The sequence below is a fragment of the Solibacillus sp. GQ1 genome (genome assembly GCF_059758555.1).
Genome location: NZ_JCAXEX010000001.1, coordinates 1,745,957 through 1,769,726, shown reverse-complemented (window position 1 = coordinate 1,769,726; position 23,770 = coordinate 1,745,957). Strand labels below are relative to the sequence as shown.

At 35.5% G+C, this 23,770-nt stretch carries 30 protein-coding genes and 1 pseudogene; 28 read left to right on the top strand and 3 right to left on the bottom strand.

The window, feature by feature from the left end:
- Positions 1 to 37 precede the first annotated feature (37 nt).
- The 20 genes and pseudogenes from AC6CH1_RS08975 (at position 38) to AC6CH1_RS08880 (ending at position 13,037) form a co-directional block, all read left to right on the top strand.
- The gene (locus AC6CH1_RS08975; protein ID WP_498317184.1) at positions 38 to 505 is read left to right on the top strand and encodes a DinB family protein; all 468 of its coding nucleotides are present in this window, start codon (positions 38 to 40) and stop codon (positions 503 to 505) included.
- Between the two features lie 66 nt (positions 506 to 571).
- Entirely contained in the window at positions 572 to 1,006 is a 435-nt protein-coding gene (locus AC6CH1_RS08970) for a DMT family transporter (RefSeq protein ID WP_498317766.1), read from the top strand.
- Positions 1,007 to 1,176: 170 nt separating this feature from the next.
- Positions 1,177 to 1,710 (top strand): sigma-70 family RNA polymerase sigma factor, encoded by a 534-nt coding sequence (locus AC6CH1_RS08965; RefSeq protein ID WP_251687350.1) that lies wholly within the window; start codon positions 1,177 to 1,179, stop codon positions 1,708 to 1,710.
- On the top strand, positions 1,694 to 2,380 hold the full coding sequence (locus AC6CH1_RS08960; protein ID WP_251687352.1) for a DUF3600 domain-containing protein: 687 nt from the start codon (positions 1,694 to 1,696) through the stop codon (positions 2,378 to 2,380). Before AC6CH1_RS08965 ends, AC6CH1_RS08960 begins: the two co-directional genes overlap by 17 nt.
- A 103-nt stretch (positions 2,381 to 2,483) precedes the next feature.
- Positions 2,484 to 3,146, top strand: a complete 663-nt coding sequence (locus AC6CH1_RS08955) for a hypothetical protein (protein ID WP_498317183.1) — start codon at positions 2,484 to 2,486, stop codon at positions 3,144 to 3,146.
- A 234-nt stretch (positions 3,147 to 3,380) separates the two neighbouring features.
- Entirely contained in the window at positions 3,381 to 3,698 is a 318-nt protein-coding gene (locus AC6CH1_RS08950; protein WP_251687356.1) for a hypothetical protein, read from the top strand.
- A gap of 338 nt (positions 3,699 to 4,036) precedes the next feature.
- The gene (locus AC6CH1_RS08945; protein WP_427709378.1) at positions 4,037 to 4,495 is read left to right on the top strand and encodes a GNAT family N-acetyltransferase; all 459 of its coding nucleotides are present in this window, start codon (positions 4,037 to 4,039) and stop codon (positions 4,493 to 4,495) included.
- Positions 4,496 to 4,767: 272 nt separating this feature from the next.
- Complete coding sequence (locus AC6CH1_RS08940; protein ID WP_427709380.1) at positions 4,768 to 4,962, top strand: hypothetical protein; 195 nt, start codon at positions 4,768 to 4,770, stop codon at positions 4,960 to 4,962.
- 82 nt (positions 4,963 to 5,044) lie between these two features.
- Positions 5,045 to 5,497 carry an SRPBCC family protein gene (locus AC6CH1_RS08935; RefSeq protein ID WP_498317181.1) on the top strand — a complete coding sequence of 151 codons (453 nt, stop codon included), beginning with the start codon at positions 5,045 to 5,047 and terminating at the stop codon, positions 5,495 to 5,497.
- Between the two features lie 710 nt (positions 5,498 to 6,207).
- Positions 6,208 to 6,705: a GNAT family N-acetyltransferase gene (locus AC6CH1_RS08930; protein ID WP_427709385.1), complete on the top strand. Its 498-nt coding sequence runs from the start codon at positions 6,208 to 6,210 to the stop codon at positions 6,703 to 6,705.
- Positions 6,706 to 6,818: 113 nt separating this feature from the next.
- Positions 6,819 to 7,592 carry a class I SAM-dependent methyltransferase gene (locus AC6CH1_RS08925; protein ID WP_498317180.1) on the top strand — a complete coding sequence of 258 codons (774 nt, stop codon included), beginning with the start codon at positions 6,819 to 6,821 and terminating at the stop codon, positions 7,590 to 7,592.
- Between the two features lie 87 nt (positions 7,593 to 7,679).
- A complete protein-coding gene (locus AC6CH1_RS08920) occupies positions 7,680 to 8,156 on the top strand; it encodes a helix-hairpin-helix domain-containing protein (RefSeq protein WP_498317179.1) in 477 nt (158 codons plus the stop codon).
- Between the two features lie 58 nt (positions 8,157 to 8,214).
- Positions 8,215 to 8,637, top strand: a pseudogene (locus AC6CH1_RS08915) (VOC family protein).
- A gap of 65 nt (positions 8,638 to 8,702) precedes the next feature.
- Positions 8,703 to 9,575 (top strand): pirin family protein, encoded by an 873-nt coding sequence (locus AC6CH1_RS08910; RefSeq protein ID WP_498317178.1) that lies wholly within the window; start codon positions 8,703 to 8,705, stop codon positions 9,573 to 9,575.
- Between the two features lie 125 nt (positions 9,576 to 9,700).
- Complete coding sequence (locus tag AC6CH1_RS08905) at positions 9,701 to 9,877, top strand: hypothetical protein (RefSeq protein WP_498317177.1); 177 nt, start codon at positions 9,701 to 9,703, stop codon at positions 9,875 to 9,877.
- Between the two features lie 23 nt (positions 9,878 to 9,900).
- On the top strand, positions 9,901 to 10,353 hold the full coding sequence (locus AC6CH1_RS08900; RefSeq protein WP_014823579.1) for a GNAT family N-acetyltransferase: 453 nt from the start codon (positions 9,901 to 9,903) through the stop codon (positions 10,351 to 10,353).
- Between the two features lie 11 nt (positions 10,354 to 10,364).
- Positions 10,365 to 10,856 (top strand): fructose-bisphosphate aldolase, encoded by a 492-nt coding sequence (locus AC6CH1_RS08895; protein WP_498317175.1) that lies wholly within the window; start codon positions 10,365 to 10,367, stop codon positions 10,854 to 10,856.
- A gap of 33 nt (positions 10,857 to 10,889) precedes the next feature.
- Positions 10,890 to 11,726, top strand: coding sequence for a hypothetical protein (locus AC6CH1_RS08890; RefSeq protein WP_498317174.1), 837 nt, complete (start codon positions 10,890 to 10,892; stop codon positions 11,724 to 11,726).
- A gap of 220 nt (positions 11,727 to 11,946) precedes the next feature.
- Entirely contained in the window at positions 11,947 to 12,573 is a 627-nt protein-coding gene (locus AC6CH1_RS08885; protein WP_498317173.1) for a C39 family peptidase, read from the top strand.
- 5 nt (positions 12,574 to 12,578) lie between these two features.
- Positions 12,579 to 13,037, top strand: coding sequence for an NUDIX hydrolase (locus AC6CH1_RS08880; RefSeq protein WP_498317171.1), 459 nt, complete (start codon positions 12,579 to 12,581; stop codon positions 13,035 to 13,037).
- 82 nt (positions 13,038 to 13,119) lie between these two features.
- On the opposite strand, the gene AC6CH1_RS08875 is transcribed toward AC6CH1_RS08880, so the two are convergent.
- The gene (locus AC6CH1_RS08875) at positions 13,120 to 13,434 is read right to left on the bottom strand and encodes a MerR family transcriptional regulator (RefSeq protein ID WP_079527314.1); all 315 of its coding nucleotides are present in this window, start codon (positions 13,432 to 13,434) and stop codon (positions 13,120 to 13,122) included.
- 204 nt (positions 13,435 to 13,638) lie between these two features.
- On the opposite strand from AC6CH1_RS08875, the gene AC6CH1_RS08870 reads away from it, so the two are divergent.
- The 7 genes from AC6CH1_RS08870 (at position 13,639) to hydA (ending at position 20,912) form a co-directional block, all read left to right on the top strand.
- Positions 13,639 to 14,313 (top strand): FadR/GntR family transcriptional regulator, encoded by a 675-nt coding sequence (locus tag AC6CH1_RS08870; RefSeq protein ID WP_498317169.1) that lies wholly within the window; start codon positions 13,639 to 13,641, stop codon positions 14,311 to 14,313.
- Between the two features lie 129 nt (positions 14,314 to 14,442).
- Complete coding sequence (locus tag AC6CH1_RS08865) at positions 14,443 to 15,195, top strand: ABC transporter ATP-binding protein (RefSeq protein ID WP_427709408.1); 753 nt, start codon at positions 14,443 to 14,445, stop codon at positions 15,193 to 15,195.
- A gap of 11 nt (positions 15,196 to 15,206) precedes the next feature.
- Positions 15,207 to 16,058: an ABC transporter permease gene (locus AC6CH1_RS08860; RefSeq protein WP_498317168.1), complete on the top strand. Its 852-nt coding sequence runs from the start codon at positions 15,207 to 15,209 to the stop codon at positions 16,056 to 16,058.
- 23 nt (positions 16,059 to 16,081) lie between these two features.
- Entirely contained in the window at positions 16,082 to 17,137 is a 1,056-nt protein-coding gene (locus AC6CH1_RS08855) for an ABC transporter substrate-binding protein (RefSeq protein WP_498317166.1), read from the top strand.
- 20 nt (positions 17,138 to 17,157) lie between these two features.
- Positions 17,158 to 18,414 carry a M20 family metallo-hydrolase gene (locus AC6CH1_RS08850; RefSeq protein WP_498317164.1) on the top strand — a complete coding sequence of 419 codons (1,257 nt, stop codon included), beginning with the start codon at positions 17,158 to 17,160 and terminating at the stop codon, positions 18,412 to 18,414.
- A gap of 28 nt (positions 18,415 to 18,442) precedes the next feature.
- Complete coding sequence (locus tag AC6CH1_RS08845; RefSeq protein WP_498317162.1) at positions 18,443 to 19,456, top strand: NAD-dependent epimerase/dehydratase family protein; 1,014 nt, start codon at positions 18,443 to 18,445, stop codon at positions 19,454 to 19,456.
- 31 nt (positions 19,457 to 19,487) lie between these two features.
- Entirely contained in the window at positions 19,488 to 20,912 is a 1,425-nt protein-coding gene (gene hydA, locus AC6CH1_RS08840; protein WP_498317160.1) for a dihydropyrimidinase, read from the top strand.
- Positions 20,913 to 21,028: 116 nt separating this feature from the next.
- On the opposite strand, the gene AC6CH1_RS08835 is transcribed toward hydA, so the two are convergent.
- Positions 21,029 to 21,556 carry a DUF2179 domain-containing protein gene (locus tag AC6CH1_RS08835; protein WP_427709418.1) on the bottom strand — a complete coding sequence of 176 codons (528 nt, stop codon included), beginning with the start codon at positions 21,554 to 21,556 and terminating at the stop codon, positions 21,029 to 21,031.
- Between the two features lie 330 nt (positions 21,557 to 21,886).
- On the opposite strand from AC6CH1_RS08835, the gene AC6CH1_RS08830 reads away from it, so the two are divergent.
- Positions 21,887 to 23,140 carry an S-layer homology domain-containing protein gene (locus tag AC6CH1_RS08830; protein ID WP_498317158.1) on the top strand — a complete coding sequence of 418 codons (1,254 nt, stop codon included), beginning with the start codon at positions 21,887 to 21,889 and terminating at the stop codon, positions 23,138 to 23,140.
- A gap of 42 nt (positions 23,141 to 23,182) precedes the next feature.
- On the opposite strand, the gene pdxT is transcribed toward AC6CH1_RS08830, so the two are convergent.
- Entirely contained in the window at positions 23,183 to 23,770 is a 588-nt protein-coding gene (pdxT, locus tag AC6CH1_RS08825) for a pyridoxal 5'-phosphate synthase glutaminase subunit PdxT (protein WP_498317156.1), read from the bottom strand.

Genomic DNA, 23,770 nt, shown 5'->3' with positions numbered 1-23,770 from the left:
GGTGTTTTCGTGTTTAGTAACGAATAACTAAATCGAGGTGGTTCATCTGCTGAAGGAAAAATCAGAAATAGTAGCACATCATCAAAGCTTCATAACTTTTATACATAGTTTGAAATCTATAGATGGAAATTTATTAAGAAAACCGATTGGGGAAGGGAAATGGTCCATTATAGAAATAGTTGGACACTTTTACCCTTGGGATGAATTTGTGTTACAGCAAAGAATTCCATATCTATTTTCAGACGAACACTTTCCGAAAGCTCCGGGTATCGATGAGCTAAATAACCGATCTTCTTTACAATCCAGAACAGAAGGTGTAGAAAATACATTGGAAAAATGTATTCACATTCGGCAAGAATTATTAAGTCAGATAAAGCAAATTCCTGAAGATGACTGGTTGATTCCAATACAGATTAACCACTCTACGTTAACGTTTTACGAGTACTTAAAAGGCTTAATGGAACATGATCTACATCATATAAATCAAATGAAATCTACTATTTAAAACAACTAGCTAAATAAATTAATATTACATTTTTTCGGGGTATACATATTGGAGGGAATTTTGATGATGAAATTGATAATTGCTTTTTTAGCGTTGATCGGCGGTTCGGCCGTTGCGATACAAAGTCAAATCAATGCCTTATTTAGTAAGAAAGTAGGCGTACTGGAAAGCGCCACCGTTTCTTTTATGGTAGGCGCGCTTGCATTGTTCTTTTTAGCATTCTTTTTCGGAAAGGGTAATTTTTTAAATGTATTTACTGTTCCCAAATGGCAATTAATTGGAGGATTATTAGGCGCATTCTTTATTGTCATAAATATCTATTCTGTAAATTTAATCGGAGTAGCTGCAACCTTTATGGCGGTTATCATTGGTCAGATTTTTGTCGGAGCGATTATTGACCATTTTGGCCTTTTTGGTGGGGTTACCTATCCAATGAATTTGACTAAATTCATTGCCCTTGCGTTAATGTTTGCCGGGATTTATTTGTTTAATAAAGCATAGTTGAGATAAATAGTTTTTAACCCAAAAGACGCTTTCCTAATAAGAAACCGTCTTTTTTCATGAAAAGAATTAAAGTTGAAAGGTAGAAAAAATAATTTTAAAATTTCAAAGCCAAATGTCCTTCTCGTATGTCTAATAAATGTAAAACGAAAATGAAGGGAGGAATTGCGATGAATATTAAACGCTTAGTAAAAAAAGCTCAAAAAGGAAATGACAAAGCGTATTTAGAGCTTTTCCAACAATATGAAGCTGATATTTATCGAATGGCCTATGTGTATGTAAAAAATAAAAATGATGCTTTGGATGTCGTACAAGAAGTAGCGTATCAGTCATTCAAAAATATTAGCACTTTAAATAAACCGGAATATTTCAAGACATGGCTTATGAAAATTACGATCAATTGTGCCTTGAACGTAATAAATAAAAATAAAAAAGTAGTTCAACTAATACCTCAGTTTGAAGTACATACAGGAGAAGGAGTTGAAGATATTGCAATGTCTTTATCCTTACGGGAACTAATGGATATTTTGCAGGAAGATGAGAAAAGCGTGATTTTACTAAAGTATTATAATGACCGTACGTTAAAGGAAATATCAGAAATTCTTGAAATCCCGCTTGGAACAGCAAAATCCACCTTATATCGTGCTCTGAATAAACTTCGTCAAAATTTAAAGGAGGTAGAGAACTATGGGGAATCATTTTAAACAGGATATAGAGAATATCGAAATCCCGTTTCAGCTTCATGAAAGAAGTAAGAAAGGGATTCAGGAAGCTAAATCAGAAATGGGCGGAAAAGTGAAACGTTTTGTAAAAAAGCGTATAGCGATTACAATCATGGCTGCCTGTTTAATGGTTCCAACAGGAGCATTTGCTTATCAGTCGTTACTTGCAGATGATTTATACGGATCGTTTGATAATGTAAAAAAACATATAGCAAATATTACAATTAAAAGCTATTTATTGTTTGATGCAAAATTGTCTCAAGCAAAAGGTGACCTGGGAAAAGAACAATTCGAACAGTTTAAAGAAATCCTCTATGTCATTACAGATGCAAAACTTGAATTTGGCGATAAAAACGGAAATATCGATTATTCTAATGTGTCTGAAGAAAAACTGGCGGAAATTAAAGCGGCCATTTATGAAATCCAACCTTACTTTGATAAATTAAACAATCAACCATCCAGTAAAGAGATTTTAACAGCGGAAGAATATGAGCAATATATTCAGGCATTATTAACCTTTGAAACTGTAATGGCAAAATTAGGTGTCTCATCACCGCCCGCAATTGAGATGGTTCCTGAAGGTGCACAAGAAGAATTTCTAAAGGCCCGTGCCGTTTTGGATTATGTGAATGAAAAACAAATGGGGAATTAATGGCGAAATCAGCTTGGGATATTCAAGCTGATTTCGTTTTTTATTTAAATAGACATCTGTATTCACAAACTGATAGAATAATTAGAAATAAATTACAGGTGGAATGAATATGAGAAAAAGACTAGGTTGTCTACACGCCCATTATACAAATATTGAATACATAGAAAATGCACTTGCTCCATATAACATCGAATTAGTCCATTTTGTTGATCCAGGATTAATGGATCGATTAACTTCAGATCAGAATTTCCATGAAGCAGATGCGCAGCTAAAAGTAAAAGAACAGATAGAATGGATTGCCCAATCGAATATTGATGCAATTTTAATTACTTGTACAAACTATATTGCCATTTTACAGGAAGATCAACTTTCCATATCAGTGCCAATTATTAAATTGGATGAATCATTCTTTGATTTCATCTGTAATATTCAGCAACCCCAGACTGTACTTTTTACAAATCCGGCAACTGTTGAAGGGACAATTGAACGACTTAAACTCTATGCAGCTACTAAAAAAAAATCGATAAACATCGAGGTTATTGTATTAAACAATACGTTTGATTTAATCATGAAAGGACGTAAAAAAGAATACAATCAGGAAGTAGCAAGGATGTTAGAAAAACTTGTTGCTGATGATAAAATAATTTCCGTTGCTCAATTATCAATGGCGGATGCAGCACAGCTAGTTGAAACAAAGACAGGCAGATCTATCCCGAATCCTTTAAAAACATTCGTAACTTCTATTGTTAATGAATTAGATTTATAAGAAAAAGTTCATTAATAACTACTATACGTGCGCGATCCTAAATTAGGATCAGCGCTATTTTATTAGTGTAAAAGTAACTGTGAATTTTATCTTAAAACTTTGGTAGGTTAGTAGCGAAAAAATATTAATAACTATGAATGAGGAGTAGCCCTTAGAGATTCAAATGGAAAGGGAAAATTTTGAAACTTTAGCGTTTGTAAACTCGTATAAATTAATAAGACTGGAGGCGGATGCATGAGTAAAGGTAAATTATTCATAAGCTTTATCTTAATTACTTTTGGTGCATTATATATATTTGGTTTTACATCTGTTCTTAATGTAATTGTCGATGGTAACTATCAACTCGAAGAACAAAATATTATTGAAAAAAATGGTGAACATTATTTGTTACTTGACGGTTATGAATTATCGTTATCGAGGGATTTCTATATGAAGATAGAGTTAGATAAAACTAATGAATACAAAATTAAGTATGCTTATAACAGATTAAATAATAAAAATGGAGAGATCGTTATGCTTAAAAAATATGGTGAACAGCCATGGGGCAAATGACAACCTGTAGTTAACTTCCCATAGTTAGTTCTGTCATGTTTAATTTTAGGTTGACAAGGGGGATATGAGTACAGCTTTCAGTAGCTGTTTTACCGTTAATTCTAAGTAGGATTAATTTCATTAATGGCAGCTTAATCGTAGGGAAAGAGCGAGGTAAAGTTTCAGAGACAAGTGGGGAAAATATACAAAGAATAGGGTTTATCAAACTTCTAATCATTTACTGAGCGTGATTTTACTGAAGAGTTAACAATCGCTTGTTTCTTTGGTAGGCAGGTAACTGGAAACATTACGGTTGGAAAAATAGTGGAAAGTTTCAGATGATTGAGGGAGGCGGTTTCATGATAAAGAAATTTGACATTCGAAATACAAAAAATGCGGAAAAACTCTTAAAGATACAAATACCATCTTATAAAGTAGAAGCCGAAGTCATCGATTATGAGGATATCCCGCCATTGAAAGATACAGTAAATACTCTACAACAATGCGGAGAAACTTTCTTTGGCTACTATATAAAAGAAGAACTTTGTGCGGCCATATCGGTGAAAGTTAGTGATCATGAAGTTGATATACATAGATTAATCGTTCATCCGGACCATTTCCGAAAAGGAATCGCACAGAAACTGTTAACTTTTATTGAAGGTCAGTTCGATATAAAGACAATCATAGTCGCAACTGGGTCTAAAAATACCCCGGCGATTACTCTATATAAGAAAAATGGTTTTCAGGTTACGAAGGAAGTCCAAGTAAATGAACATTTATCCTTAACCTATTTTGAGAAAAAATTTTTATCAGATTGAAGTTTGCAATAAGAGGAGTGAAAATAATTAAACACAAAAGGATGCTTTTTTTACTGCTCATCATTTTTATATTGTCATTTTTTATTCGATTATATAATTACGAAGCATTCCAGGAAACTAAGTGGCGCGATGCCTTATTCTTTTCGTTCTGGATGACAATCGGCCTGTTGATTCTTTATATCATTCAAATTACTGTGGAAAAGTATAGTAGAAAATAAGCGGAAAAGCAAAATATTATTTACTTTGAACCTAGGGAATTGGTCGCGTTAAATATGGAAAACGGAACTTTTGATCCGAATAAAATAAAGGTTTCTGTTTTGCAAAATGAAAACAAAATAGAATTAGAATATTTTATAGTGAATCAAACCTTTAATTTACCTACAGAAAAAGGAAAGTATATACTCGTTGTCGACATTGAAACAGACAAAGGTAATGCTCAATTTGTTGGGAATATAGTTGTTCAGTAAATTAATTGTACGATGCCCCACAGGAATTCATGGTAAAGGAATATCAGAGCAAAAATTGATAAGTTTTTAAGGGGAGTTTTCGATGCCGATTATTATCTACAAGCAGTTTGTAAATGCACCTATACAAGTATGTTTTGACCTTGCCAGAAACGTCGACATTCATATAAAGACGACTGCGAAAACGAACGAAAAGGCTGTTGGTGGGGTAACACATGGCTTATTAAATGCAGGTGACTCCGTTACTTGGGAAGCTACTCACTTCGGTATTAAACAAAAACTGACGGCAAAGATAACACATATGCAGCAACCAACTATATTTGTGGACATAATGGTGAAAGGCGCATTTAAATCATTTACCCATACTCATAAATTTGTAGAAGAAAAAGACGGCACTTTAATGATCGATATATTTGAATATAAGTCGCCATTTGGTCCATTAGGGAGAATTGCTGACAAATTGTTTTTGTACAGATATATGGAAAGTTTCATTAAAAAACGATCAGCAGAATTGAAGAAGCTTGCAGAAAATAATTAATGAATTATTAGGAGGGTATAAATGGCAGTCTCTCAAATTATGATCATAATGTTAGTTTATGGGGGTCTTTTTTTATATACCGCAAGATTCGGTTCTTCACATAACAAAATCATATTTTACGGTCACTATATTTTCTTAATTGTTTTATATTGTCTCATATCTATTGCTATTTGGTTCATCTATAAAGGGAATGAAGTACATATTAATTACCATAGCGGTTATGAACCAATTAGTTTGACGAGAGAGGCTATCTTTGCAATGGTTTGTTTCAGCATTTATAATCTGATTTTATTTTTATTAAGCAAGAGGTTAACAAGAAAAAGTCTTCTATTAAAGAAGTGAATAAATAGTAATAAACGTTGAATAGAGGGAGGATTTATATGGAAATTCTATTAGTTGGAACGTTTCACTTTAGCGATACCTCTGACTTGAACACGTTATCGGAAAAGGATAAAAGGAAATATAGCGATAGCGATTTCCAACAATGGGCTATCGATCTTGAATCGGGACTTTAATTGCGTTATTCATAATCATAGGAAGCTTTTTAATCGCTTATTGGAGTTTTAACAGATTATTTAAGTCATTAAAATCAACAAACAAAAGTGATACAGCATTAAAAATCGAGTTGTATTCATTAGAAAAACGAGTTGAGGCACTTGAAAGTAAATTAGAAAACAAGTAATTGGCTATATAAAGGAGTTAGGAATAACATGATTACATTAAGAAATGTGCAAAAAACAGATTTAGAAGAGCTGGTTGTCATTGAAAATGAAGGCTTTACAAAAGAAGAGGCTGCTACAAGGGAAGCATTTGTGGAAAGAATTCAGCTGATTGCCGATACATTTATAGTCGCTGAAAAGGATGAAAAGATCGTAGGTTATATTAACGGTCCTGTAATCCCTCAACTATACATAACGGATGACCTTTTTGAAGAAATTAATGAAAATCCAAAAAAAGGCGGCTACCAAAGTATATTAGGAGTAGCAGTTTCTAAAGAGGCGAGAAATCAAGGAATTGCTCGAATCTTAATCAATAAAATGGAGCAGTTGGTAAAAGAAAATGAACGACAAGGAATTACGTTAACATGTAAACAGGAATTGGTTTCTTTTTATGAAAAACTCGGCTTTGTAAACCACGGCATTTCTGAATCACAGCATGGCGGTGTTAGCTGGTATAACATGGTCAAACTGCAAGAGAATATGGACTAATTATGGGGGGATTTCAATGTAATGTGAAATCCTCTTTTTATTTTCGGTTATTCAATATCAGCGTTTTCCATTATAATGGAACTAACAAATTTATACAGAATTGAGTGAATAATATGGGTACTTCAAAAGTTACAGAACATCAATGGAATGCTAGTTTATACGATGGTAAGCACTCGTTTGTTTCAAAATATGGCAATAGTTTGGTGGAATTGTTAGCTCCAAAGGAAGGAGAGCGAATACTGGATCTTGGTTGTGGAACAGGAGATTTAGCAAATACTTTATTTGAGGGTGGCGTGGAAGTGGTAGGTGTCGACAAATCTGAAAATATGGTGAAACTAGCGACAAGTAAATACCCGCAGATTCCATTTACAGTTCAAGATGCTACCAAATTAACCTATCAAAATGAATTTAATGCGGTATTTTCAAACGCAACACTCCATTGGGTGCACCCGCCGAAAGAAGCTGTGCAATGTATTTATGAAAGCTTAAAACAAGGCGGCAGAATGGTTGCTGAATTTGGAGGGAAAGGCAATGTACAAACAATTACAGATGAAATTATTCAACAAATAAAAAATGCAGGCTACGAATTTAAAGAAGCACAATTTCCCTGGTATTATCCGAGTATTGCAGAGTACTCAAAGCTGATGGAAGAGGCAGGATTCCACGTGACTTTTGCTCAACTATATGATCGACCAAAGCCTTTAGATGGTGAAAATGGTTTAAAAAATTGGATTGAAATGTTTGGCAGTATGTTATTTTATGGAATTCCCGAACAAATACAAGATCACATAATCGCTAATGTAGAAATGAACTTAAAGGATGTTTTGTATCGTGAAGGCATTTGGGTGGCAGATTATAAAAGGATTCGTCTAGTCGGAATTAAATAAGTAGTTCGCCTTGCCTTTGTTTTATATTGAAGAAGTAAGTAAATAACTAATTGAAATATAAATTAAGTATAAGTTAGGTGAATATAGATGAAAAAGTCCTCTCCAAAGCTTCCTTTAACATCTGAAGAAAGAATAATTTTAAGAAAGTGCAAAGTGAAATTGAATGAGATCGCACTTATGGACATACCACAATTAACTGCATGTTTACAATCAACTTCCGAACGTGCTAAATACCTTCGCGCACTAGCTCAATTCCAAACTATCCCTTCGATTGGACCAAAGTTGGCTCAATGGGTTACTGAATTAGGTTTTTATTCTTTAGAGGACTTGAAAAACGAAAATGGTGCTGAATTAACTAATCGATTGGAGGAACACTTCGGTTATTGGGAAGACCCGTGTGTAGAGGATTCGTTAAGATGTATCGTACATCATGCTAACCATTCAGGCAGCGAAAAAAGTTGGTGGCATTTTACGGATGAACGGAAACAATATCGGGAGAAAAATGGATACCCTGTTTCAAGACCAGCGACATCTTGGCATGATAAGAAAGATAAAAGCAAATAGAGTAAGATTAAGCAGAATTATAAAGATAGAAAGTTACAGGACCATGGGAGGGCTAAGTTTGGCAATTCATAGAATAGATCATGTAGGTATCATAGTAAACGATCTTACTGCAGTTAAAGAGTTTTTCATCGAATTTGGGCTGGAAGTGCTTGGTGAAGGGGAAGTGGATGGGAAATGGGCAGAGCGAATTATCGGGTTTACTGATGTGAAAGCAACCATTGTCCTCTTAGGGATGCAGGATGGCCAGGCAAATTTAGAGCTGGTCAAGTTTTCATACAGACTCAGAGATAGAAAGTATTCAGCCATCTTCAAAAAACCATATCGCCTTTGCAGTTGATGATATTGAATCGATCGTTGCTAAATTGAATAAGAAAGGCGCAGAAATTATTAGTGAAATCAAAACTACAATAATCTATATAAATTATGTTTTGTTCAGGGACCGGAAGGCATAATTTTAGAGTTAGCTGAAAAAATGCGATAAACTTTAATTGGAAGATTTCAACTTAACAGTAAATTTCCATAGCAACCTTGGTGGGAGGAATACAATTGGCAACTAATGCAGCTTTTCAAAGAGATATTAAAAGTTTTTGGTATCCGGAGTACAACAACAATGGATATCCTCATGTCCAACAAGGATTTATTCTTCACCCTAATCGTAACGCTGAATTCGATCCTTTTATTTTAATGGCTGAAGATTGGTATAAGCGCGGTGTTTTCTCTGATCACCCACACCGTGGCTTTCAAACTGTAACATATGTGGTAGATGGCAGACTTGAACATATTGATAACGCTGGAGGTTACAGCATTTTAAATGCCGGGGATGTTCAATATATGAATGCCGGCTGGGCAGCTAGACATGCGGAAGAAGCGTTCGAGGACGACTTGATTCATACATTACAGCTATGGCTGAACCTGCCGAAAAGTTTAAAAAATACAGAAACGTCTTATCAAAATATTTTTGTCGAAGATGCACCTGTAGTCAATATCGATGGCGGATTCGTTCGAGTTTATTCAGGGGATATTGCAGGTGTAACAGGACCAATGCAAAGTCTAGTTCCGATTACGATGACCGAAATTACTCTTCGTGAAGGTGCTGAATACACACATGTTTTACCCGAAAACCATAACTCTTTCCTGTTTATGTTGGCTGGAGAGATGGAGTTTGGGGAAAGCAAGACAAAAATCGCGAAAACTGGAGCGGCTACGATCTCATTTAACGAAGCTGGTTCTGAAGTTAAATCAAGCGAACTGAAAATTAAAGCATCTACACGTTCTAAAGTTTTAATTTATTCAGGTGTTCCAATTAGAGAAGAAATCGCTCTAGGTGGACCGTTCGTGATGAATACAAAAGAAGAAATTAGAGAAGCATTCCGTGATTTACAGCTAGGTAAATTTGGTCCGCCAGCTGTGAAAAAGTAAAACTAATTGGCAATTAATAGCAAATAGTATAATGAACCGGATGGAATTTAGCCATCTGGTTTTTTGATTTTATCAAGTTCGACTCTACAATTATGGTAAAATTTATAATATAAGGAGAGGATTACATGGATTTATTATCATTTGCCTTTTTAGGGTTTTTACTTTACATCGTTGTATTTCTGGCGGTAAAGCATGGCATTAATTATTCGGAACTTGGAGTTTTAATTAAAAAGAAGTATATGATTGAGGAAGAAAAATCTAACTTAAGTAATGAAGAAAAGGATAGCGATAAACAAAACTAACCGAGAAATAAAGGGGGATAAGTGTGGAGATTAAAAGGCTGGAAAAACATGAAAAAGTGCCAATGGAATTATTATTACTGGCGGACCCTTCAAGAAGTATCGTGGAATATTATATAGCAAAGGGCGATTGCTTTATAGCTGTAAGTAAAGAGAAAATTATTGGCGTCTATGTCCTGTTGCCGACAAGACCGAAAACTGTGGAAATTGTCAATGTAGCAGTAGCTGAAAATCATCAGGGAAAAGGAATCGGAAAATTATTAGTAAGTCATGCGATTCGTATAGCCAAAACACAGGGGTATAAAACGATTGAAATTGGTACGGGAAATTCAAGTATTGGGCAATTGGTGTTATATCAAAAATGCGGTTTTCGAATCGTTTCAGTTGATCATAACTATTTTATTAAGCACTATTCAGACGAAATTTACGAGAATGGCATTCAGTGTATCGATATGATTAGGTTATCGCAAGATTTATAAGGGGGATAAGGATGAAAAAATTATTGTTTTTATTCTGTTTGTTTTCCATTTTGCACATCACGACTGCTTGCAGTAACCAAGATGAACCTATTACAACAATTGAAGCCGCAATTTCACAGTTGACAGAGGGTGAATTTGAAAGTGTCGGGACTCATGAGTTAAAAAATCCTCTAATAGATGATTTCAGGAAATTTACATTCAACGTGGAAGTAGACAATGTAGCTGGACAGAAAGTTGAATTTTCATTTAGCGATAGTTGGAAAGATGCGATCGATTCATTTGATACTACTGACCGTTATTGGTTTGGAGGCGGTAGTGAACAAAATAATGTGGGTGAGAATGTCGCAAAGTATGCTCAGGAATTTGTCTTTTATTCTAAAGGATTAAATGAAGAGTCAATGAAGGAGGCATTAAACACGATTATTTTTGAAGTAAACATAGACAACGATGGAGAAATCACGACAGAAGAATATAAAGTCGGGGATTTAGTTGAATTTAATTGATAGTAATATTTAAAAATGATTGGAGAAATCTTCATGAAAATATACGATCTGGCAAGTACATTTCTAAATCAGTATGAATCTTCAAAAGAGTACTACGAAAATTATTTTAACAAACATCCTGAAATTTATAGTTATTACTTTGATAACCATTGTCACAATAAAGAACTGAAACTTGAAAATGCGTTAAAAGCCCATCCTAATAAGATTGAACAAATGAATTGGATTACAGACAAATTAAAAGCGCTAACACCTCATATTACAAAGGAATACGAAAAGCGGTTTCAGATAATATTTTCAAAAGATGTTTATATTTTTGTCGGTCTAGGTGGTTCCAATGCTTATACTTATCGTTCCATGGATCCTCATATTGCTTTTTGTGTTGAAAAGTTTGAACCGTATGAAGAGGGACTAAATGTAATAATTGCACATGAGTTTGGCCATGCAGCCCATCATCTTTACACAACACATAATGGGATAGATGCAAAAGATATACAATGGTATAACCCGTTGACATGGCTATTGCAAGAGGGGGTAGCGACTTTTTTATCAACTTTAGTAGTAAATGTAGACCAAGATATTTATTTTGCATATAAACGTGATCCGGAGTGGCTTTCATTCTGTGAAAAAAATATAGCAACCATTATCAATGCTTTTCAAAAAGATTTAATTCAAAGTACATCAGCAGAAATATTTAAAGAATGGTTCTCGATTAATGGGGGGCAAACTTTTGGCTACAGTCGGATTGGTTATTATATTGCTTATCTTTTAGTAAAACGTTTAGCAGGTGAAAAAGGTATTGAAAATGCAATGCTTTATTGGGGACATTCAGATTTTGAAGAGAGAATGAAAACGTTATTATACACGATTTAAATCAAATATAGTAACTCACTATCTTTAATGGATGCTGTTAAATATGAGATGGAGAAATGTGTTAATTAGAATCCTCATGTTTTTTTTCAATGTATTTAACTGCTTCTCAATTTCTAGTTCGAGAAGATTTAATTTCTAGGTAATTGTGCTATTGGCACACTCTGAGAAGATAAAAAGAGAAAAGTAGTTACACATTGCAGTCATATATTGGGGGAGTAACATGATTATAATTAATTCAGTTGTTTTATGGGTAATTATCTCAATGTCCATTAATACTTATTTAATGACTTTACCGATACCGGTTATACGAAAAAAGGATTTTCCGACTACCTACATGATTCAGCACGAGAATCGAATTGATTTCCAAAAAGGTACGGAATGCGCGGCGTTTTCAACAGCGTACTTGCTGCGTCACTTTGGTATGGATGCTGAAGGTGAAGCGTTATATAAGCATTTTCCCAACAAAACAAGAGCAGGCAATGTATATCCAAAAGGGATACGTACTGTGTTAAGAAATTATGGATTTAAGACTAATTATTATAAAGGTAGTATAAATACATTAAAGTCCGAAGTCAGTAAAGGAACGCCAGTAATTGTTTTTATTAAAGTACAGAAGGAACTCAAAAATCTGCATTTTGTTCCGGTAGTAGGGTATGACAAAGAGCATATTTACCTTTCAGAGTCATTAAGTCATTTAGTGAATTGTGAAGAAAAACAGCAGAACTATAATCGAAAGGTGCCGATTGAAGAATTTAAAATGCTATGGAATGTAAAGAGAATTCATATGCTTCCCTATAGCAATACATATATAGCAGTAGATGCTAACAAAACTTTTAGCGGTAGGTGAAAATTGTGAAAGTATTTGGAGAGAAATTAAATGGCCTTAATTATGAATTAAGAAAAGGGGTTTATGCCGTTATATTTAATTCAAAAATGAATCAAGTCTTGACAGTCCAAACTTCAAGGGGTGATTACTTTTTGCCGGGTGGCGGGATTGAAAATCATGAAAACCATTTGCAATGCCTCGAAAGAGAAATACTTGAAGAAACAGGATATAACGTAGTGATCGGCCCTTTTATAGGGAACGCAAAGTGCTTTTTTCTCTCAACCAAAAAAAAGCCTATTCTAAATGATGGCTATTTCTACTTCGCACAATTATTAAATAAAATTCAAGATCCCATTGATGACGACCATTTTATAAAATGGATTGAGACAGATAAAGCCCGGGATCTCTTAATACATGCCCACCAGAATTGGGCAGTTAAAGAAGGACTAAAACAGAAAACAAGTAAAGATGAGCTAGCTAAATAAGACAGGGATTATACTGCTTGTTTTCTTAGTTACTTTGCCAGTTACTTTATTGTGTTGCTATTCATTGCACACGCAACTGTTTTTAATTATTTTTATATAACTTAAAATGTGCATTCACCTGCCCTTGAGTCATAATTTTTTTGGCTCTTTTTTCTTTTTTAATAATATTTTGACGGATTTCAAATGTACTGACACCGTCCTCTACTTCATTGCTGATAGCAACTAGAACTTCCACATCTTGAAAGGAATACTTCCGTGTTCCACTAGCATTACGCTCAGGAAATATAAGTTTTCTTTCCTCGTAATACCTAATCTTTCTTTCGGTAAGCCCCGTCAATTCACTAACTACACCAATATTAATCACTTTCTTATACTTAAATGAATCGTCTACTTTCATATAACATCCCTCCTTTTTATAAGAGAAAAGCAAAGTATTATATGTCACTTAATATAACACAAAAAATCAAAAATAAATAATATTTAGAAAAATTAGAAAAATTGTGTAAGAAAATCTGACATATTTAATGTTTTCGAATTGTGAATCGTTTAAATTCAATACATAGCTTAATACTTTTTTAGAAAAGTGAAGTAGGTGATAAAGTTGAAGTTTGAAGGTGTAGCGGTAGAAAAAATCTCCCAAAATATCGTAGAACAAATTCGAAAAAAACTAATCAATGGTAGCCTGCAACCAGGTGAAGTTTTACCGTCTGAAGAAAATTTATCGAAGATCTTTGGGGTGAGTCGGAGTTCCCTTAGAGAAGCTTTACAAATTCTTGAGATTCAAGGAATTGTTGATCGGAAAAAGCGAAGTGGTACGGTTATCCGAAAACTTTCAATTTTAGAAATGGCTAATATCTACTTGCCACGATCTGACGAAGAAAGTCTCTTGGATTTGATGGAAACACGTGAAATTTTAGAAGTTGCGATTGTAGAACTAGTTTCAGAAAGAGCAAGCCCTAAAGATGTTCAAGAGCTTGAGAATTTACTCGGATGGATGGAGAACAATCCGGAAGAAGCAGCTGAAGCGGACGTTGCATTTCATTTAGCTTTAGCGCGGATGAGTCGTAATGAAGTAATGTTCAATATTGTGAAATCACTGAAAGGGACAATGGATCGCTTGCAGGAAAGAACGATTTATTTACCTGGTAGATTAGAACACGTATTAGTTGAACATCGAAAGATTATCGAAAGTATTAATTCGAAAAATCCTGAATTGGCCAAAATATATATGAAAAGACATCTTCGAAAGGTCAAAGGTTTACTGGAAAAGTTATAAGTGTTTTCTAGAATCAATAAGTCGGATTATAAGATTTATTGCTGATAACTCTTATAGCTTATCCATTACCGTGAATAAGTCAGACAATATGATGTAACAGACTAGTAAGTGAGAAGGGTGGATGATGTTATGCAGTTGGTTGTAGAAAGCATTAATAAATCATTCGGAGCTAAAAAGGTTTTGAATGATATCAATCTTACAGTTAAGCCTAGTGAAATTATATGTGTACTAGGACATAGTGGATGTGGGAAATCGACACTTTTAAATTTAATTGCAGGTTTTTTGAAAGCTGATTCCGGGGTGTTACAAGTTGATGGAGTAGACATAACAGGTCCTAATAAATCAAGAGGAGTTGTTTTCCAAGATCATGCTTTATTTCCCTGGTATGACGTGTTAACGAATATTGCCTTTGGTTTAACGGTACAAGGGATGCCTGAAAAAGAAGCAGAAGTATTAGCGGAGCAGTATCTCAATATGATTGGTTTAAAAGATTATGCCAACCATTATCCAGATGAGCTTTCGGGTGGGATGAAACAACGAGTAGGAATTGCTCGTGCTCTCGCAAGCGGACCAGAAATATTATTGATGGACGAGCCTTTTGGAGCATTGGACATTTTAACGAGGGATACGATGCGTAAAGAATTATTGAAAATTTGCCAAGAGCTTAAGCCGATGGTGATTTTCGTTACTCATAGCATTAGCGAAGCAATTCATTTAGGGGACAGAGTTGTTGTTATGAAAAAAGGTCAAATTGCTAAAGTTTACGATGTGGGTATTGAGCATCCTCGTACTTACAATCATCCTCGTTTTTCGGAATTGATGACAGAAATTGAAGGACTGCTGATGGATGAAGTGGATGTAAGTCAAGTAATACGAGATTAGGAGGGAAGCATATGAAAGATGCAGCATTAACTGAAAGTTTACCACGCGAAAAAAAGAGTGTGAAGTTAAAGAGTTTTAATGCAAAGGTTGCCTTAAAAGCATTTTTACCAATCGTAGCGTTCTTTATTGTTTGGGAATTATTTGGACGCTTAAATCAGAATTTTGCTTGGTTTAACCCCGTATTTTTACCACCTCCAACTTTAGTAGTTGCTGATGGTTACGCACTTGCACAAACAGGAATGCTTACGAGCAGTATTATTTCGAGTACGCTTCGTATCATCGTTGGTTTTTCAATCGGTGTTATGGCTGCTATTGCAATGGGTGTTGTAATGGTACGCTTCAAGTTCGTTGAAACGTGGATTGCACCTATTATCAATTTAGTAGGGCCGATTCCTGCATTAGCTTTATTGCCACTATTCATTATCTGGTTTGGTATTGGCGAGTTTCCTAAAGTGCTATTAATTGCTTGGTCAACATTTGTTCCAGTTTTAGTATATACGCTAGACGGATTAAAGTCAGTGAACTCTACGCTAGTACGATCAGCTTTAAGTTTAGGTGCTAGTCAGAAACAAATATTTACTCGGGTAATAATCCCATCAGCGATTCCAAGTATTCTTGTAGGGGTTGAAGTAAGTTTAGGCTTATCGTTTTCCGCGTTGGTAGTTTCTGAAATGATGGGAGCTGAGAGTGGTTTAGGTTATATAATTGTGGACGCTCGAAATTATTTCAAAATTTCGAATATGTTTGTCGCTATTGTATTAATCGGTTTAGAGTACAGTTTATTTGCCTACTTATTGCGCAAATTTAAAAATAGAATTTTATTCTGGCGTAAAGGTGGAGCACATGCTGCCATTGAAAAATAAGAATTGACCTAGGAGGGGTATTGATGAAGAAATTTAAACATATCTTTACTTTATTAATCTTAACAATGTTGCTAGTAGCTTGTGGAAATGAAAAAGAGGAAATTTCAAGTAGCTCAGCTAAAGGCGCAGAGGTTGAAAAAAAAGAGTTGACGTTGATGGGGGTACGTGACGCTCAAATTTCAGCAGCTCAAATTATTGCCGAAAAACAAGGTTATTTTGAAGCAGAGGGTGTAAAAGTTAAAAACCATTTAATCGAAAATGGTCCTGAAATGGGGTCAATGATTGCTGGTGGAAGTGCACCGATTAGTTTAATGTCTAACTTTTTACCATTAACAATCACAGCTTCAGATGTAAATGTAAAAGTAGTTGCGGTATTAGACCAAATGGCTGGTACACAAGCGATGGTAAGCCGACCTGGTTTGAAATTAGAAAGTGCAAAAGACTTAGAAGGATTAAAAGTAGGGATGCCTAATGGTGCTGAAGTTTATTACGCAATAAAAAGTATGGGTGAAGAATTAGGTGTAGATGTCAGTAAAATCGATTACATCAACTTAGCACCAAGTGACGGTTTAGTTGCATTACAACGAGGTGATATTGATGCATTAGCTGCGTGGGAACCATTTATTACTAAAGGTACTCAAGCCGGTGGAGAATTTATTTTAAGTGGTCGTCAAAGTAATTTACCTGAAAAACAAGGTGAAGTGAACTGGTTAAGTGTTCACTCAACATTAATTGCAACGGATGATTTCTTAGAAAAAAATCCAAACACAATTAAGGCTTTAATTCGTGCACTGAAAAAAGGGACAGACTTCATTAATGACAATCGTGAAGAGGCTGTAAAAATCTTATCACCTGAATTACGTCTAACAGAAGAAGAGTTATCAGAAATCATGAACCGTAACTTCTATTCAATGGAAGTAGACAATACGTACTGGAATGACAGTAACAGTGAAGGGATCATGGATTACTTCTTAAGTGTTGGCAACATTCCTAAGAAACCTGATGTCGAATCATATCATGACTTTACTTTATTAAAAGAAGTGTTCCCTGAGTTAATTACAGCAGACGCTTTAAAATAAAACTGAAGGTGGGATATTAAATGGAGATTAATAAAAAACGTTTAGAAAATATGTTTGAAGTAGTTTCAGAGTTTGGGAAAATTGGCCAAACAGGGCTTTGCCGAGCTACATTAAGCCCAGAAGAAAAGCAGACGTTTGAGACAGTTACGGATTGGTTGGAAAAAGCAGGCATTAGTGTACATGTTGATAACTTTGGTAATTTAATTGGTCGATTGGAAGGGAAAAACCCTCATGCACCGGCGTTAGTGATGGGATCACACTTAGATTCACAACCTTATGGAGGTCGTTTTGACGGCACATCTGGTGTGTTAGCTGGAGTTGAAGTATTACTGACTATGGTTGATAAAGGAATTCAGCCGGAAGTTCCGATTGAAGTGGTCTCATTTGCAGATGAAGAAAGCTGGCGTTTTAAGAAGGGGCTATTTGGATCGCGAGGAATCGCAGGTCTTTTTGAAGAAGGTGAGCTCGAACGAACAGATAAACAAGGAATTACAAGACGTCAAGCATTAATCGACTTCGGTTGTGATCCGAATAAATTAGAAGCATCTGTTTATCCAAAAGGGGCAGTAGGTGCATTTTTAGAGCTTCATATTGAACAAGGCCCATATTTAGATGTAAATAATAAGCCGATTGGAATTGTAAAAGGAATCGCAGGTCCACTTTGGTTAACTGTTGAAGTAGAAGGTTTTGCTGGACATGCAGGTTCTGTACCGATGAATATGCGCCAGGACGCTTTATTGGCAGCTTCTAATATGGTTACAGAAATTAATAGAATTGTAAGGGCTCAAGAGGACGTACCAACCGTAGCAACAGTAGGCAGTATCCGCGTATTCCCGGATTCACCAAATATTATTCCTGAAAAAGTGGAATTTACAATCGACTTACGGGATATCGATTTAGAACGTCGTAATGCTTATGAAGAACAGATACGTATGATGATTAATGAAGTAGCAGCCGAATATAATGTATCTTCTTCGATAGTAGAAGATACAAATCAATCGCCGGTAACCATCGCAGACTGGATTCAAGCTGCTATTAAAGAAGAAAGTGAGCAACTTGGTCTGGACTGTCCAATTATGATGAGTGGTCCATTCCATGATGCAACTGTCATGGCAAGTATTTGTGATGTAGGAATGATTTTTGTCCGTTGTAAAGATGGCATCAGCCATAACCCTGCTGAATATGCAAGCTATGAAGATTTAGCATTGGGCACAGAATTGCTATATCAAGCGGCTTTAAATATTTCATCTAAAATTGCTGAATTAGTTTCACAATAATAGGTTTAAGTGGCAGGAGGGGTGGCAGATGACAGTTTTAATTACAGGTGGTTCAGGTTTTGTAGGAATAAATATTATAGAAAAGATTTTGGATGCCGGAATGGATGTAGTGAATTATTCACTTACACCTGTTCCAGCAGAAGCGGAAACATTATTTCAAAGTAAAGCAGGCCATTATTTCTATATTGAAGGAGATATTTTAAATGGAGATACACTCATAAAAACGCTGAATCAATACAACATTAAAAGCTTGATTCATGCAGCTGCTATCACTCCGGATATTGAACATGAAATGAAATCATTTTCAAAAATTTCTTCTATTAATTACAACGGTACGCTATCAGTATTAGAAGCAGCTAAAAAAGTAGGGATTGAAAAGTTTTTCTATATCAGTTCCTGTACCGTTTATGGGGAGACGGGCTATATCGATCCGTTACTAGATGAGAAGAAATCAATTCCATTACCAGTCAATTTATATGAAATTACAAAATATGCGGGGGAGCGTTTAGCCCTTCGCTATAAAACCCTATACGATTTACCATTGACCGTTTGCCGGTTAGGCTACGTATACGGGGCTTGGGAGCATTATACGGGATTACGTCAAACGTTATCCGTACCATTTCAAGTGACTAAAGCAGCTTATGAAAAAACAACGATTCATCTACCAAGACCAGGCGTACGAGACTGGATTTATAGTAAGGACGTTGCTGCAGCTATTTATCACTTAATACAAGTTAAGGAGCTAAAAGAAGATATATATAATATTGGCTCTGGCCAAGTATGGAGCATCGTAGATTGGTGTGAGCTTTTGAAACGGAAATTTCCGGACTTTAACTATCAATTACAGGAAGATTCAAAGTTATGGAATGTAGATTATTTCGGTGAACGAGACATTCAGCAATTAGCAGTTGATCGTTTGAAAGCAGAAGGTTACACACCGCAGTACAGTTTAAATGAAGCATTTGAAAACTATATGGATTGGTTGGCACAAACGTCATTATTCTGGTCGATACCTGCAGATCAACAAATAGTGAACAAATAATAAAATTAAAGAACACTAGGAGGCGTAATGTATGAGTATTTTATTAAAGAACGGGATTATTGTAACAAGTACAGATGAATATGTAGGAGATATTTTAATTGAAGATGAAAAAATTGCGGCAATTGGTCAAAATCTTTCACTTGAAGCAGACCAGGTTATAGATGTTTCAGGAAAGTATGTCTTACCGGGAGGAGTCGATCAGCACGTCCACTATTCTTTTGATTATAAAGGTGCACGCGTACAAGGCTTCGATACTAGTAACGCAGCAATTGTAGGAGGTACTACTACAGTTATCGAATTCGTGAACCAAGCACCAGGCAAGGGCATTGCCGAAACTATTTTTGAATATGAAGAAGGTGAGGTAAAAGATGTCGCAATGGTCGATTATTCGTTCCATGGAATTGTTTGCGAACCTTCCGACGAACTCTTTAAAGAAATTCCAAGCTTAGTAGACAAAGGGCTACCAACATTAAAACTATTTATGGCGTATAAAGGCTTACCATTTCATAGTGATGATGAAGCCATCTTTAAAGCATTAAAAGCGGCTAAAGATGTCGGTGTAACAGTAATGATTCACGCAGAAAATGCAGATGTTATCGATATTCTTCAACAGGAATATATAGCAAAAGGTTTAACGGATCCTTATTATCATGCACTTTCAAGACCGACACTTGTTGAAGTAGAGGCTACGCAGCGTGTCATTCATTTAGCGAATTTAGCTGGTGCACCTGTATATATTGTTCACGTAACGGCAAAAGAAGTCATGGAAGTCATTCGGGATGCGTACATCAAAGGAACACCGGTATATGGTGAAACGTGTACCCATTATTTAATGTTAGACAAAGAAGATTTAGCCCGTCCAAATTTTGAAGGTGCAAAATATGTCTGCTCACCAGCACTACGTGAAGAAGAAGACCGTGAAGCATTATGGAATGCCATTAATAAAGGCTGGTTAAATGCTGTTAGCTCTGATCATTGCGGATTTAACTGGGAGAAGCAAAAGACAATGGGGATTGATGATTTCACAAACATCCCAAATGGTTCGCCAGGTGTTGAAAACCGTCTCGGAATATTATGGACATATGGTGTAAATACCGGCAAGATTTCTCGTCAACGTTTAGTAGACTTATATGCAACAACCCCAGCGAAAATAAATGGTATTGCCCACCGTAAAGGTCATATTGGAGTTGGGTTTGATGCTGATATTGTAGTTTACGACCCTACGCCTGTTTCAATTATCTCGAATGAAACAAGCTTACAAGGAGTAGATTTCAATATTTACGAAGGGCTTAAACAAGAAGGGAAGGTGGACAAAGTATTCTTGCGTGGTCAATTAGCCGTTGAAGATGGCAAATATGTTGGATGCTTAGGTCAAGGGACGTTTATCCCTGGGAAACCATACGGCTTATGCTATGAAGGTTTTAAAAAGAAAGGGGAGTTAGAAAGCGTACTATAAAAGGTTAAAGCGTGTGTTCTCCCAATTTATGACCATTATAGAACATTTAAAGAAACTACAAAATTAAAAAAACATAAAAAATGAGCTAGAAATATTGAATCTAGCTCATTTTTATTTTAACGACGAAGCTTAAATTTACGCATACGATCGACTAAGAAACCGCCTTTGAATGATTTTGGCTCATATGAAATGATAAATGCCTTTGGTTCAATTGATTCGACAAGGGCGAATAATTCTTTTTCTCGGTTTCGTTTAGCGAGAATTTCATATTTATAACGTTCACTGTCACGACCTTCACTGACAGATGTCGTGATGGCAAAGCCGCTGTTTCTTAATGTTTCGATCAATTCCTGATTTTTTTGCTGCGTATTGATTGTAACAGATACAAAACCAATAGCCAGCTTGTTTTCAATCATTGTTCCTATTGGTATCCCTAAACTGAAACCAAGTGCATATACAAGCATCGGTATGATGTTCTGATCCCCATTAAAAATAATTGAAAGTGCAAAAACATTAATAAGAATTTCTAAAAACCCGAAAATGGAAGCAAGAAGCCTCATATCTTTAACTAAAAAAATTGTTCGCAATGTCATTAACGGCACGTAAACGAGCTGTATGACCAGAATTAGGATTATTTCCTGCATAAAATCCCCTCTTTCATTTAAAAATTTACTTTACTTTTCTACTTCTACCCTAATATGAAATTTATATTCTTATTAATTATTTGAGTTAATGCTATAAAAAGAAATGAGAATCAATTGCTGTTATTAAATTGATTCTTTCTAACCATCATTTATCCATCAAGATGAATGATGGTTTTTTGTTTCGGAAAGGGGGGTTGACATAGGTAAAGTTCGGAAATATACCCATCAATTAGTAATGATAAAATGATATATTATACAATAATTCTAATAAAAAACTGCTATGATGGAAGTATCTGAGATTATTATTTGAATATTTAAGGAGTTATGAATTTGGCGAAATCAATCCGAGCATTACTATCACTATCAATTTTTATACTAGTTTTAAATTGCAGCTCATTGACCACGAGTGCTAAAGGCGTTAATCTTCTCCCTTTTGAAGATGAAAAGTCTGGAAGAAACAGTAACGCTTACTTATCTACATACGAATTTCCTTCAACTAAAATGAAGGAAGACTTTATTGATGAAATATCTACATATGCGATGAAAGCAACTGAAAAGTGGGGAATCCCTGCTAGTGCCATTATTGGAATGGCTGCTTTGGAAAGCGGCTTTGGAACAACAAGAATAGCAATGAATGCAAATAACCTTTTCGGAATAAAGGTTTGGGGATATAATCCGAAGAATGCCTGGCAGTTGAAGGGACAACCTGATGAAGATTATGAACCGGTTCCTGTACTTACTGATTACGGACAAGACCGTAAAATATACGATGAAAGCAAAAGAAGGGATAACTGGTATCGGGCTTTTAGTACCTATAAAGAAGCGGTCGATTATTTGGCAGGAAACTTACTGTTAAACGATAGATATCGGTTCGCAAAAAACAATTACGAAGAAAGATTGAAAAAAGGATGGAGTTATGAGCGAGCATCTAAAGAATATTTGTTCGACATTGCCAACGCCGGCTATATCCATTTGGGTGGGGCATACTATCGAAATAAAGTAGGCGCCATCATGGACGAACGTGATTTATATCAATTTGATGATAGAAATTTAAAAGACATAGGTGGGCATTGGGCCGAACAACAGATTCTATTCTTAACTGAAAAAGGCTGGAACTCCGGCTATCCAGATGGTACATATAAACCGAATCAATCGATAACAAGAGCTCAAGCAGCAGCTATTATAAGTAATTTTTTAGCGCTGACTACAACAAATAAAGATATTTCATTCAGTGATGTGGAAAAGAGCTTTTGGGCATCAGACTCAATTCGTTTAGTAGCGCAACATAAAATAATCAACGGCATCGGTGATGGACGTTTTTCACCTAATACGTCTTTAACAAGGGCGCAAATGGCTCAAATTTTCTATAATGCAGAATTTTATAGCCAATCTGCGAACAAAGGTGTAAATTCATTTAAAGATGTGGACCAAAATTTTTGGGCATCTCTTGCGATTGAAACGATGAAACAAGAAGGAATTATGGCTGGCTATACCGCTAGCCGTTTTGGTCCAAATAATCCGACAACAAGGGCACATATGGCAGCTATGATTTATCGGATACATGAAAAAGGCTTGAACAAATAATCCAGCAAGTAAAAGAAGCACAGTATTGTGCTTCTTTTTGTTTTATCTAGAGACCTTAATAAATTCATTTACCATACCGATAAAATATTCTAGTATCCGTACATCATCGGTCAGTTCGGGGTGAAAAGAGCACCCTAAAAATTGCCCATCTCTAGCTAGTACAATCCGTTCTTCATATGTAGCAAGTATTTCAACATGTTCACCGACCGATACAATATGTGGGGCTCTAATAAAAACTGCTGTTATTTCATCACCAATTGATGGAATAGATAATGGAACTTCAAAGCTGTCTATTTGTCGACCGAAAGAATTTCTTTCTACTTCCAATTCCATTAAACCGAGGTGAGGGGGATTGGAATTCTTAATATTTTTGGCCAATAGTATAAGACCTGCACATGTCCCGAACATTGGAACACCTTGTTGTGCCAATGTTTTTATTGGTTCTACCATGTCATTTCGTTCTAACATTTTACCGATTGTCGTACTTTCTCCACCAGGTAAAATTAGACCGTCAACATCACGTAAGTCATCGCATGTTTTTACTGCAACAGCATCATGACCAAGAGTTTCAATTTGTTGAATATGCTCTTTTACCGCACCTTGTAATGCAAGCACTCCTATTTTTGCCAT

Bases quoted from the DNA above. Each gene is read 5' to 3' on its own strand.
- AC6CH1_RS08970 (WP_498317766.1), top strand. From the start codon at position 572: ATGAAATTGATAATTGCTTTTTTAGCGTTGATCGGCGGTTCGGCCGTT.
- AC6CH1_RS08965 (WP_251687350.1), top strand. From the start codon at position 1,177: ATGAATATTAAACGCTTAGTAAAAAAAGCTCAAAAAGGAAATGACAAA.
- AC6CH1_RS08960 (WP_251687352.1), top strand. From the start codon at position 1,694: ATGGGGAATCATTTTAAACAGGATATAGAGAATATCGAAATCCCGTTT.
- AC6CH1_RS08955 (WP_498317183.1), top strand. From the start codon at position 2,484: ATGAATATGAGAAAAAGACTAGGTTGTCTACACGCCCATTATACAAAT.
- AC6CH1_RS08950 (WP_251687356.1), top strand. From the start codon at position 3,381: ATGAGTAAAGGTAAATTATTCATAAGCTTTATCTTAATTACTTTTGGT.
- AC6CH1_RS08945 (WP_427709378.1), top strand. From the start codon at position 4,037: ATGATAAAGAAATTTGACATTCGAAATACAAAAAATGCGGAAAAACTC.
- AC6CH1_RS08940 (WP_427709380.1), top strand. From the start codon at position 4,768: ATGGAAAACGGAACTTTTGATCCGAATAAAATAAAGGTTTCTGTTTTG.
- AC6CH1_RS08935 (WP_498317181.1), top strand. From the start codon at position 5,045: ATGCCGATTATTATCTACAAGCAGTTTGTAAATGCACCTATACAAGTA.
- AC6CH1_RS08930 (WP_427709385.1), top strand. From the start codon at position 6,208: ATGATTACATTAAGAAATGTGCAAAAAACAGATTTAGAAGAGCTGGTT.
- AC6CH1_RS08925 (WP_498317180.1), top strand. From the start codon at position 6,819: ATGGGTACTTCAAAAGTTACAGAACATCAATGGAATGCTAGTTTATAC.
- AC6CH1_RS08920 (WP_498317179.1), top strand. From the start codon at position 7,680: ATGAAAAAGTCCTCTCCAAAGCTTCCTTTAACATCTGAAGAAAGAATA.
- AC6CH1_RS08905 (WP_498317177.1), top strand. From the start codon at position 9,701: ATGGATTTATTATCATTTGCCTTTTTAGGGTTTTTACTTTACATCGTT.
- AC6CH1_RS08895 (WP_498317175.1), top strand. From the start codon at position 10,365: ATGAAAAAATTATTGTTTTTATTCTGTTTGTTTTCCATTTTGCACATC.
- AC6CH1_RS08890 (WP_498317174.1), top strand. From the start codon at position 10,890: ATGAAAATATACGATCTGGCAAGTACATTTCTAAATCAGTATGAATCT.
- AC6CH1_RS08885 (WP_498317173.1), top strand. From the start codon at position 11,947: ATGATTATAATTAATTCAGTTGTTTTATGGGTAATTATCTCAATGTCC.
- AC6CH1_RS08875 (WP_079527314.1), bottom strand. From the start codon at position 13,434: ATGAAAGTAGACGATTCATTTAAGTATAAGAAAGTGATTAATATTGGT.
- AC6CH1_RS08865 (WP_427709408.1), top strand. From the start codon at position 14,443: ATGCAGTTGGTTGTAGAAAGCATTAATAAATCATTCGGAGCTAAAAAG.
- AC6CH1_RS08860 (WP_498317168.1), top strand. From the start codon at position 15,207: ATGAAAGATGCAGCATTAACTGAAAGTTTACCACGCGAAAAAAAGAGT.
- AC6CH1_RS08855 (WP_498317166.1), top strand. From the start codon at position 16,082: ATGAAGAAATTTAAACATATCTTTACTTTATTAATCTTAACAATGTTG.
- AC6CH1_RS08850 (WP_498317164.1), top strand. From the start codon at position 17,158: ATGGAGATTAATAAAAAACGTTTAGAAAATATGTTTGAAGTAGTTTCA.
- AC6CH1_RS08845 (WP_498317162.1), top strand. From the start codon at position 18,443: ATGACAGTTTTAATTACAGGTGGTTCAGGTTTTGTAGGAATAAATATT.
- hydA (WP_498317160.1), top strand. From the start codon at position 19,488: ATGAGTATTTTATTAAAGAACGGGATTATTGTAACAAGTACAGATGAA.
- AC6CH1_RS08835 (WP_427709418.1), bottom strand. From the start codon at position 21,556: ATGCAGGAAATAATCCTAATTCTGGTCATACAGCTCGTTTACGTGCCG.
- pdxT (WP_498317156.1), bottom strand. From the start codon at position 23,770: ATGGCAAAAATAGGAGTGCTTGCATTACAAGGTGCGGTAAAAGAGCAT.